The sequence below is a fragment of the Desulfonatronum zhilinae genome (assembly GCF_900182865.1).
GTDB lineage: Bacteria > Desulfobacterota > Desulfovibrionia > Desulfovibrionales > Desulfonatronaceae > Desulfonatronum > Desulfonatronum lacustre.
In genome coordinates this window covers 516,932-527,391 of record NZ_FXUJ01000001.1, presented here as the reverse complement: position 1 = coordinate 527,391, position 10,460 = coordinate 516,932, and the positions used below count along the sequence as shown (strand labels likewise).

8 protein-coding genes are annotated in these 10,460 nt (G+C 62.8%); 4 read left to right on the top strand and 4 right to left on the bottom strand.

The window, feature by feature from the left end:
- Nucleotides 1-156: 156 nt before the first annotated feature.
- A complete protein-coding gene (locus AC559A_RS02375; protein ID WP_498816041.1) occupies nt 157-567 on the bottom strand; it encodes a PAS domain-containing protein in 411 nt (136 codons plus the stop codon).
- Nucleotides 568-757: 190 nt separating this feature from the next.
- Between AC559A_RS02375 and AC559A_RS02370 the strand changes: the two genes are divergently transcribed.
- The gene (locus tag AC559A_RS02370) at nt 758-2,338 is read left to right on the top strand and encodes an ATP-binding protein (RefSeq protein ID WP_498816040.1); all 1,581 of its coding nucleotides are present in this window, start codon (nt 758-760) and stop codon (nt 2,336-2,338) included.
- Between the two features lie 86 nt (nt 2,339-2,424).
- Here the strand turns inward: AC559A_RS02370 and AC559A_RS02365 are convergent, their stop codons facing one another.
- On the bottom strand, nt 2,425-3,582 hold the full coding sequence (locus AC559A_RS02365; protein ID WP_498816039.1) for an SPL family radical SAM protein: 1,158 nt from the start codon (nt 3,580-3,582) through the stop codon (nt 2,425-2,427).
- 137 nt (nt 3,583-3,719) lie between these two features.
- Here AC559A_RS02365 and AC559A_RS02360 point away from each other — a divergent pair, with 137 nt between their 5' ends.
- The 3 genes from AC559A_RS02360 to gpmI all read left to right on the top strand — a co-directional run bounded on the left by AC559A_RS02360 (nt 3,720) and on the right by gpmI (nt 7,144).
- Nucleotides 3,720-4,499 carry a glycosyltransferase family 2 protein gene (locus AC559A_RS02360; protein ID WP_498816037.1) on the top strand — a complete coding sequence of 260 codons (780 nt, stop codon included), beginning with the start codon at nt 3,720-3,722 and terminating at the stop codon, nt 4,497-4,499.
- Nucleotides 4,474-5,205: a polysaccharide deacetylase family protein gene (locus tag AC559A_RS02355; RefSeq protein WP_498816036.1), complete on the top strand. Its 732-nt coding sequence runs from the start codon at nt 4,474-4,476 to the stop codon at nt 5,203-5,205. Before AC559A_RS02360 ends, AC559A_RS02355 begins: the two co-directional genes overlap by 26 nt.
- A gap of 307 nt (nt 5,206-5,512) precedes the next feature.
- The gene (gene gpmI / locus AC559A_RS02350) at nt 5,513-7,144 is read left to right on the top strand and encodes a 2,3-bisphosphoglycerate-independent phosphoglycerate mutase (RefSeq protein ID WP_028573209.1); all 1,632 of its coding nucleotides are present in this window, start codon (nt 5,513-5,515) and stop codon (nt 7,142-7,144) included.
- A gap of 171 nt (nt 7,145-7,315) precedes the next feature.
- Here gpmI and AC559A_RS02345 read toward each other — a convergent pair whose 3' ends face one another.
- Both AC559A_RS02345 and AC559A_RS02340 read right to left on the bottom strand, forming a co-directional pair.
- A complete protein-coding gene (locus AC559A_RS02345; RefSeq protein WP_498816035.1) occupies nt 7,316-9,499 on the bottom strand; it encodes a CHASE2 domain-containing protein in 2,184 nt (727 codons plus the stop codon).
- Nucleotides 9,500-9,509: 10 nt separating this feature from the next.
- On the bottom strand, nt 9,510-10,448 hold the full coding sequence (locus tag AC559A_RS02340; RefSeq protein ID WP_498816033.1) for a M48 family metalloprotease: 939 nt from the start codon (nt 10,446-10,448) through the stop codon (nt 9,510-9,512).
- Nucleotides 10,449-10,460: the final 12 nt, after the last annotated feature.

The following is a 10,460-nucleotide window of genomic DNA, read 5'->3' as shown; positions in this document are numbered from 1 at the left end:
AATCACAAGTTCGGCTTCTGCTATCTTAAGCTTTTGCATGCGCCTAAGATAACCTTGTTCGGAACTATACGCAAATATTTATGACGCTATGTATAGTTCGCCGACCGGTATCGAGGTCACCATCGAAACTGGAAGAGTCGAGTATGTTTCCCAGCGTTATCGCGGTTCGCGAACCGCCCCTACACCTCCGTCCTCGAGAACGTGCCGCAATGATCCGTCCTTGTGGACTAGGTCGTATTCGATGTTGCGCGTTGCGCCGGAAGCCTTGAGCCGGACAAAATTCTCCTGAAACACGGCTCGGTGTTCCTCGGCCAGAAAATCGCTGAACAACCGCCCGAGGACATCCCGGCGCTCATGGCCCAGCAAATTGAGCCAAGCCGCATTCACATCCACAACCCTGCCGTCCTCGTCCAGGGATTGGTAGGCCAGCGCGGGACTCTCAAGGAGCAACGCTCGGCATTTCCCACCGGTCGCGCACCCTCCAATTTTCTCCTCCAACTCCACGATCCGCGCCCGCGCCGCCTCCAACTCCGCGCGCAAGGATTCGATGGTCTGTTCCGGTTCCATGGACACCTCCCTCCTGGCGTGATCAGCCATTTTCGACCGGAATGCCGACGTTCACAATGCCGCTCAAATCTGGCATGTTCACGCACGGAGATCAATGATTGACTCGAAAACGATGGTATCGTCCTCTCCGCGGCCCATTCGAAAAACGAACTGTCCATCGTGGTGCCCCGAAATGTCACAGGAGCCCTTCATGTCCAGACTGCCCAATCTGCCCGTCGGCAAATCCTCCTTTGAAAGCATCCGCGAAAACAAGGATCTGTACGTGGACAAGACCCGATGGATCTACCAGATGGCCAGTCAAGGAGAGTACTACTTCCTGTCCCGGCCCCGGCGCTTCGGCAAATCCCTGACCGCGTCCACGCTGCGCTGCCTGTTCGAGGGTCGGCGGGAGCTGTTCGAAGGCTTGTGGATAGCGGATCACGGGGAGTGGGAGTGGCGGGAGCATCCGGTGATCCTGTTGGATTTCAATGGGATCAGCCACGAGACGTCAGAAATATTAAGGGCCAGCCTGTCCCGAAACCTGGAGATGCTTGCGCGGCAGTACGGCCTGACTTCCGATGCGCCGTTGCTCAAGGACAGGTTCAAGGAACTGATCGTGGCGCTGCATGAAAAGACCGGCCAAAAGGTTGTGATCCTCGTCGACGAATACGACAAGCCGATCATCGATCATCTGGGCAAGGGCGAGGTGGAACTGGACATCGCCAAGGACAATCGGGACATGCTGAAGCAGTTTTTCGGGGTCATCAAGGAAGGAAATGTTGTCCGGGCCTTGCGCTTCGTGTTCATCACCGGAGTTTCCAAGTTCAGCCGAGTATCCATTTTTTCAGAGCTGAACAATCTCAGTGACCTGACCATGGACGAGGATTTCGCGAAAATGCTTGGCTACACCCAGGAAGAGATGGAGACGGATTTTGCTCCATATATCCGCTTGCTGGCTGAAAAGAGAAATGAACCGGAGCAGGCAACCCTCGAACATTTACGCGGCTATTATAACGGCTATCGCTTTTCCAAAAGGGATGTGCGCGTTTACAACCCCTTTTCCGTGCTGTCGGCGCTGCAAAAAAGGGACTTCCGCAACTACTGGTTCGAGACCGGGACGCCGACCTTCCTGATCAACCTGCTCCAGGAAAAGAACTGGTACCTGCCGAAAATCGAAAACATGCAGGCCACGGAGGCCATGTTCAGCACTTACGAACTGGAAAACCTCCAACCCGAAGCCCTGCTCTTCCAGACCGGCTACGTGACCATCAAGGATATCGATTACGGCCTGTACTTCTTTGACTACCCCAACCAGGAAGTGAAGACCGCCTTCCTGGAGATGCTCTTGCAGCGCTGGATCAATGGTACGCAGGAGATGTCCCGGTTCAGGATGCTGGCCAAGTATCTGCACCAGGACGACCTGACCGCCTTCATGGACACGGTCACGGCCATCTTCAAGGGCATCGCCTACACCCTTGAAACCAAACGTGACGAGGCCTATTTCCACACCGTGTTCTACCTGATGGTCAGCGCCTCAGGCGTGGACGCCCGCAGCGAGGTGCTGACCTGCGACGGACGGATCGACCTGGTGGTGCATGTGGGGCGGCGGATCTACATCATCGAATTCAAGTGCAACCAGAGCGCGGACGCGGCCCTGGCCCAGATCAAGGACAAGGGGTACGCCCAGGCTTATCGAGGCCTGGGTAAACAGATCATCCTGCTGGGGATCAACTTTGACACGCAGAAACGCAATGTGAGCGAATGGAAAGCGGAAGAAGTCGGTCCGGGATAACACGCGGCACTGCCTGGCAGGATGCGTTCAAGGGATTGTGAATCGTTAGGCATGGGGATCAAAAGAGCGCTTTCGTCGTGTTTCCCTCACTCCCCGAACGCCCGTTGCATCAAATACCGACCCAGCCCGCCCAATTCCTTCGGCGCGGTTCCGAACACCGCGTTCCAGACCTCGTCGGACTCCATGCACAGATACAGGCCCTGGAATCCGGCGCGGCGCAACGCCTCGGCCACGTGGCGCAGTTGGCGGACCCGCAGGGGGCGGAGCAGGCGTTGCTTGCCGTCCAGGCCGGTGATGAATTCGGCGTAGATGTAGCGGGCCTGGGGATGGTTTTCCTCGATGCGCTGCTTGAGTTCCGGCATAAAGCGCAGCGATCCCAGGCTGATATAGGCCACGTCCTCGGGCCGGAGATGGTCCGCGATCATCTCTACGGTTCGCGCGTAGCCGCGCTCCCAACCAGGAAAGGGGATCACCGGGTCGAAGTGCAGGCAAACGCGGAAGCCTGCCTGGGCGCAGGTCCGGGCGGCGCGCAGGCGATCCTCCAGGGACGCGCTGCCGCCCTCCTGGTCGGCCTGAATCTCCGGCGCGTTCATGGACCAGGCCGGAAGGACCCGGTCCGGCCTGACCACCCGGTCCATCCAGCTCAGATCCACGACCTTGGATTTCAGCTCCAGACAGGCTTGCGGATATGCGCCCAGGAACCCGACCAGATCGCGGCTGTAGCCGGTCAGCGGTTCCAGGGTCAGAGAGTCGGTGAATTCCCCGGTACCCAGTCGCCAACGCCGCCCGGTTCGCTCCCTGAAGGCCGACTCCAGCTCGGCGAACAAATCCGCCTGATTGGCCCAGACCTTCAGCACCCGGTCCTGAAAGTAGGCCTGAAGAATGCAATAGGAGCAGGACAAGGGGCAGTTCTCGCCAATGTGCACGATCCGGTAGCCGCAGCAATGATAGTGCCGCGTCCCCGGGCAGGAACGCAAAAACCGGCCTTTGTAGTGCTTCAGATACACAACGCCCTGTCCGGCCTCGGCCTCGCCCGCATCTCGCCCGGCGCTTGTCCCGTGCCGCCCGATCCGAAGCGAACCTGCCGCCCCTTCATCGTGATCGCGGACCTCCACGGGCAGATGTGCCAGCCGCCTCAACACCCGCTTGGTCATGGGCGCATCCAAAACGGAACGATCCACAAGAACGCCCTTCAGGTCGCGAAGGTGTGTCGGCAGGGAAGCGGAAGAATTGAGGTGCTGCATGTTCGTAGTCAGGTTGGAGTTGACTTCACGGCTTGCTTGGGCAAGGGAGTTTTTTGCCGGATGCAGCGCGCCGCGTCCAGCGTTGGAAAGACGTTTTTCAGCCCTCGCCCTCGCCGGTCACCCCCAGCTAAGTTGTCATGACCACTCCCCTCGCCCCACCCATCAGCGTCACCATCCTGACCAGGGACGCCCAGCGCCTGCTCGCCGAATGCCTGCGGGCCGTTTCCGACTTTCCGGACGTGGTCGTTCTGGACAACGGCTCCACCGACGCCACCCTGGACATCGCCGCGACCTTCGCCAATGTCCACGTTTTCCAGGAGCCCTTCACGGGCTTCGGCCCCCTGCACAACCGGGCCTCGGAACTGGCCGCCCACGACTGGATTCTGTCCATCGACAGCGACGAGATCGTCACCCCGGAACTCTTCGCCGAGATCACGTCTCAAGCCCTGGACCCGGGCTGCGTCTACTCCTTCCCCATGGAAAACTACTTCAACGGCAAGCGCATCACCACCTGCGGCTGGCATCCGGACCGCCACGTCCGGCTGTTCCATCGCCGGCGGACCCGGTTCACGGACGCGGCAGTACATGAAGGCGTGATCACCGCCGGTTTGCGCGAGATCCGCCTCAATCATCCGGTCCGGCACTACTCCTACGCCCGCGTGGCGGATTTCCTGACCAAGATGCAGCGCTACACCGACCACTTCGCGGCCCAGCATGCCGGAAAAAAATCCTCCAGCCCCCTGAAGGCCGCGCTTCGCGGCGGTTTCGCCTTTTTCAAGTCCTACCTGCTCCAGCGCGGGTTTCTCCAAGGCTACGAAGGCCTGCTCATCTCGGCCTACAACGGCCACACCGCGTTTTACAAGTATCTCAAGCTGTACGAGGCCAACCAGCGTGCTCGCCGTCCTGATGTACCATGACGTGGTCCCCGGCGGCGGCAAGTACGCCAACGACCCGGACCTGCTCCGCGCTCATCTCGAATACGTGCGGGCCAACCACCCCGTTGTCCTTCCGGGGGAGCCGCTCCAGCCGGGCAAGCTGAACGTCTGCCTGACCTTTGACGACGCCCACGTCGGCTTCTTTCATTTCGCCTATCCGCTGTTGCGGGAGTTGGGGCTGAGGGCGGTGGTCGGCGTGTCCACGGACGTGATCCGGGAGGAAACCACCGCCCCGATACACGACCGCCTGCGCGTCTCTTCCCAAGCCGGACGCAACGGGAACACGGCCTGTTTCTGCACGTGGAGGGAGCTGCGGGAAATGCAGGACAGCGGAACGGCCCTGGCAGCTTGCCACTCCGCCGGGCACCAGGATCTGACCGGCCCGGGCGTGGACCTGGACAGGGAAATCCGTAGCGCCGGACAAATTATCGCCGACCATCTGGGCCGATTCCCGAACACCTATGTCTACCCCTCGGGCCTGGTGAACCGCCGGATCGACCGCCTCACGGCCCGCCACTACCCCTACCGGATGCGCATCGGCGCGGCCCTGAACCACGGCTGGCGCAACCCCGGCGGCGGCCCGCTCTACCGGCTCCAGGGTGACGGACTGCACGACGAGCGCGGCCCCCTGGGGGCGCTCTGGAAACCAAGACTTCGGTTTTATTGGAATGTATTGCGAGGGAGATGACCCGCACGGGCCAGCCCTCGCTGTTTTGCATCCGGCCAGTTCCGCTGATACGCTCTTCCTAGAACGTGAAACCGCAATACGCGGTCTTCTCGAAAATACTTCGTAACTATTCAGCATAGAGTAATGCCGTTGTCGGAGTCGAAATCGGAATCGGGGTCGGTATCGGGATCGAAAACGCTGGGATGCGTTCTAAGTTCTTCCTGTTCCGATTCCGATTCCGATACCGACCCCGACACCGATTGCCGGTGCAAGGGCGGATACAAAATGTGCTGAGTAGATACAAAACTTCAAGCAAAGGAACATAACCATGATCAAGACACCTCTCGCTCCCCTTCCCGGAGTTCAACACTGTTCCGGCCCCGTGGTCCTCGTGATCATGGATGGAGTCGGCCTTGGCCCTCGGGACGCCAGCGACGGCGTCTTCGTTTCCTACACGCCGGTTTTGGATGCGCTGCTGGGCGAACCGCTGATGGTCCGGCTCAAAGCGCATGGAACCGCGGTGGGGCTGCCTTCGGACGAGGATATGGGCAATTCCGAGGTAGGGCACAACGCCCTGGGCGCGGGGCAGATATTTCCCCAGGGTGCCCGACTGGTCAACGAGGCCATCGTCTCGGGCCGGGTCTTTGAGGGCGAGGCGTGGCGGCGTGTGATCCGGGCCGGCTTGGACGGAGGAACGGTGCATTTCATCGGCATGGTTTCCGACGGCAACGTGCACAGCCATATCGACCAACTCCACGCCCTGCTGGACGGCTGCGTCAGGGCCGGAGTGCGCCGGGTCCGGGTGCATGCCCTGCTGGACGGCCGGGACGTGGATCAGAAGAGCGCGCTGCGCTATATCGAACCCCTGGAAGCCCGCCTGGCCGGGCTGTCAACGGAGGGAAGGGACTACCGGATCGCCTCGGGCGGGGGCAGAATGGTCACGACCATGGACCGCTACAACGCCAACTGGCAGGTGGTGGAAAAGGGCTGGCAGGCCCATGTCCTGGGCCGGGGACGGGCATTTGGGTCGGCTTCGGAGGCCATTTCAGCCTATTACAAGGAAGACCCGAAGATGACCGACCAATACATGGACAGCTTCGTGATCGTGGATTCCGACGGGCCGGTGGGAACCATCGAGGACGGCGACGCCGTGGTCTTCTTCAACTTCCGCGGGGACCGGGCCATCGAGATTTCCCGGGCATTCGAAGAGGCGGACTTTGCTGAGTTCGACCGGGTCCGCCGTCCGAACGTGTTTTACGCCGGGATGATGCAGTACGACGGGGACGCCTTGATCCCCAAGAACTTCCTCGTGGAACCGCCGACCATCATCGGAACCGTCAGCGAGCACCTCTGCGCCACCGGGATCACGTCCTTCGCCATTTCGGAAACCCAGAAATTCGGCCACGTGACCTACTTCTGGAACGGCAACAAGTCCGGATACATCAATAAAAATCTCGAATCCTACGAGGAGATCCCCTCGGACAGGATCGCCTTTGACCTGCGGCCCTGGATGAAGGCCGCCGAGATCACGGACCGGGTCGTGGAGGTCATTGCCCAGGGCAGGCACCGCTTCATTCGCCTGAATCTGGCCAACGGCGACATGGTCGGCCACACCGGGGTGGAGCCGGCGATCCGGATCGCCGTGGCCACCGTGGATACCTGCCTGGAGCGGATCCTGGACGCGGTGGCCCAGGCCGGCGGGATCGCCGTGGTCACCGCGGACCACGGCAACGCGGACTGCATGTGGACCGAAAAAAGCGGTAACCGCTCCCCCATGGTCGCCCACACCTTGAGCCCGGTACCGTTCATCGTCAAGGATTTTTGCGGCCGCAACGCCATTCGCCTCTCCCAGGTCCCGGACCCCGGCCTGGCCAACGTCGCCGCGACCCTCTGCACCCTGCTGGGCCTCGTTCCGCCTGAAGGCTACGAGCCTTCCCTGGTGACCGTGACGTCGAAATAGTCTCGTCCGAATCAACCGCCCGCTTCGCTCAAGGCACGGGGGTCGCCAAGAAAAAAATTTTTGAAAGCAGGGAAAAAGCTGCTTTCAAAAACCTCTTCTTTGCGACCTTGGCGTCCTGAGCGAAGCGGGCGGTTCACTTTTCAAATCGCCTACAGGCTCTGAACCAACCCGTCATTTCGTCCGCATTCGGCGCACCCCGTCCCAATCCTCAGCCGCGACCGGAGGATGGTCGCGGCAGATTTCCAGGTATCCGGCCGCGGCGGGATCGACCTCGGCCAGGTCGGCGAAGATTCGCGCGGCCTCGATGAAGTCGGCCCTGTAAAAAGCCCGCAGACCGGCATCGAAGCGCTCCAGCATCGAGGCGTTGGCACGGACGAAGTCTTCATCCAGAGGCTCGTACACGGTCACTGGTTCCGCCCGACCGACCACGGCCACCCGGCCCAGTTCGCGCATGGGCGTCGCGTCGCCGGACTGTTCCAAAGCCGCCAGGCGGGTGGCCTCTGAAATCATGGAGAAGGTGCCGAACTGCTTGTTCACGCCCTCCAGGCGGGCGGCCAGGTTCACGGCGTCGCCGAGCATGGAGTAGTCGAAGCGGGAATGGGAACCCATGTTGCCCACCACGGCGGCGCCGGTGTTGATGCCGATGCGCATGTACAGATCATGGCCGGTGCGCTCCCGAAACCCCGGCCGCAGTTCGGCCAGCCGGGCCTGACAGCGCAAGGCGGCCCGGACCGCGCGCCAGGCATGGTCCGGCACGTCAAGAGGCGCGTTCCAGAAGGCGATGATCGCGTCGCCCTCGAACTTGTCCACCGTGCCGCCCTCCTCATGGATGATCTCGGTCATGGCCGTGAGGTAGTCGTTGAGCAGGGCGGTCAGGGCCTCAGGGTCCAGGTTTTCGGAAATTGTGGTGAAGCCTTGCAGGTCGGAAAAGAAAATGCTCAGCACCTTGCGCTCTCCGCCCAGCTTGAGCTTGCTCGGATCGGCGATGAGTTGTTCGATGACCTGAGGGCTGAGATACTGTTGAAAGGCGTTCTTGATAAACCGCCGCTGTCGGCCTTCGGTGGCGTAATTGAAAAGCAGGCCCAAAACCCCGGCCATGCCCACGCCGACCTCGGTCACCACCAATGGCGCCCACCAGCCGTTCAGGTACGCAATCCAGGCCAGGACCGCGGGCACGGCGAGCAGCGCCAGGTATGCCAGCGCTCCGGCCAGCGGCGAGCGCCAGACGGCCAGGGCCAGACCGGCGAGCAGGCAGAGGCCGAGGACCAGGCCCACCGTGACCGGGCCGGGCAGGTCGCGCAAAAAATCCCCGGACAACAGATTGTCCAGAAACGTGGCCTGGATCTCCACCCCGGGATAGACCCCGCTGACCGGCGTGGGTCGCAGGTCGAACAGCCCGGGCGCGGAAAAGCCGAAAAACACGTGCTTGCCCCGCAGTTCGTCCGGAGCGACCACCGCGGGCAGGCCCTCCAGCAGTCGCAGCTCGGACTGGATCACGGCCGCCGCGCTGAAAGCCGCATGGGTGCCCGAAGGTCCGCGAAAGCGCAAAACGGCCGCGCCGTCGGCGTCCAGGGGCACGAATCGGTCGGACAGGGTCAGACCGCGACGGTCCAGCTTCGCGGCGGGGGGGGAGTGGTCCGGGTCCAAAGTGGCGTCATGAGCTGTGCCAGTAGCGGCGAGGAACGCGGCCAGGCCCAGGGAAGGGACGGCCCGGCCGTCGAAGATATCCAGGGGCCGCATCCGACGGAACACGCCGTCCAGGTCCGGCTGAACCTGCACGTTGCCCAGGGTGCGCGCCGCCGCGGCCAGTTCGGGGCGCGGCGGGCTGATCCGGGTGGGTTGAAGATGGGGGGCCGCGCCGGACCACTCATCCAGGCCGACCACGGCCCAGCCGGGTTCGGGCAGTCCTTCGGGCCAGGCGGGCAGGCCGCCGGTGGCGGCACGGCTCAGAAACAGGGCCAGGGTCGTGGGGCCGAAGGAGGCCAGAGATTCGGCCAGCACGGCGTCGTCCTCAACCCCGTAGGCCGAGGGCTCCAGGAAGAGCACGTCGAAGGTCAGTGAGGCCGCCCCGCCCCGGCGGCAAAAATCCACCACCGCCGTGTAGACCTCCCGGGGCCAGGGCCAGCCCAGACCGCCTTGCTCGTGCCCCCAATCCAGGCTCTGCTGATCCAGGAGGATCAGGGCGATGTCCTCCGTGGCCGACCCCGGAGCGGCCAGCCAGGCCACGCGCATGTCCCAGGTCTTGGCCTCCCATTGCTCCCAAAACCCCAGGCTCCAGGGCAGAAGCGCCAGAAACGCGGCGGCCAGGCCCGTGATCGCGGCCTGACGGAGAACCTTGGCGGCTGGGAAGGCCATGAGGGGACAGCTAAATCCGATGCAGAGCGGCCAGAAAGCGCTGCTGCCGTAGGGCCGGGTCCGAGGCCCGAGCCGCGGGCAGAGCCGGACGGATGTCCCGGATCCGGCTTGCGGGCGAGGGATGGGTGCGGGCGAAGTCCGGACCGCCGGGAGTCAGCCTCGTGTCCATGACCTCCAGCATGCTCACCAGGGCCGCGCTGTCGTATCCGGCGCGGTCGAGAATCACCGCCGCGGCCCGGTCCGCTTCGCGCTCGGCGGATCGGGAGTAGCCGTTGACCGCCAAGGTGTTCACCACGTCCGACACGGATTCCTCGAAAATATCCGTCAGCTGGGCCAGGTCCGCGCCGCCCAGGGTCCGCGCCCCTTCGGCGGCCAGGATGGTAAAGGCCGACGTCAGGCGAGCCCGCTGGATGGACTGAATGCCGTGGCGGTACTGAATATGGCCGACCTCATGGGCCAGGACCGCGGCCACCGCGTCCTCGGTGGCGCAACCGCGCAGCATGCCTCGGGTGATGAAGATCAGCCCCCCCGGCGCGGCAAAAGCGTTGATCTCGTCGGAGTCCAGAATCAGGAAATGATAGCCGCCGAAGGTCTCCGGCATGTCCGATGACAAACTGACCAGGGTGCCCACCAGGTTGACGTAGGCGTTGGCCCCTTGGTCGGCGTAGGGCTTGTAGGATTCCAGGATCGTGGCCCCCACGGTCCGGCCGATGTAGTATTCCTGCTCCGGGGTGATGTCCTCGAAGCTCCGGCCGATGGCCGTGCCCACCCGGGCCACGGACTGAGCCTGCTGCTCGTCCAACACCCCCGCCGCGCGCCCCAGATCCGCGGCAATTTCCGCAGTCTTGCACCCGGACAGCAACCCTGCCAGCAATGGCCCGGCGCACGCCCCGGCCAATCCCGCCTTGCCCGACCACGCCAAAAAATCTCGTCTGGACCAAAAATTCATAAACAGAACCTC

Excerpts from the sequence above, each read along its gene's own strand:
- AC559A_RS02340 (WP_498816033.1), bottom strand. The coding sequence starts at position 10,448 with ATGAATTTTTGGTCCAGACGAGATTTTTTGGCGTGGTCGGGCAAGGCG.
- AC559A_RS02370 (WP_498816040.1), top strand. The coding sequence starts at position 758 with ATGTCCAGACTGCCCAATCTGCCCGTCGGCAAATCCTCCTTTGAAAGC.
- AC559A_RS02375 (WP_498816041.1), bottom strand. The coding sequence starts at position 567 with ATGGAACCGGAACAGACCATCGAATCCTTGCGCGCGGAGTTGGAGGCG.
- AC559A_RS02365 (WP_498816039.1), bottom strand. The coding sequence starts at position 3,582 with ATGCAGCACCTCAATTCTTCCGCTTCCCTGCCGACACACCTTCGCGAC.
- gpmI (WP_028573209.1), top strand. The coding sequence starts at position 5,513 with ATGATCAAGACACCTCTCGCTCCCCTTCCCGGAGTTCAACACTGTTCC.
- AC559A_RS02360 (WP_498816037.1), top strand. The coding sequence starts at position 3,720 with ATGACCACTCCCCTCGCCCCACCCATCAGCGTCACCATCCTGACCAGG.
- AC559A_RS02345 (WP_498816035.1), bottom strand. The coding sequence starts at position 9,499 with ATGGCCTTCCCAGCCGCCAAGGTTCTCCGTCAGGCCGCGATCACGGGC.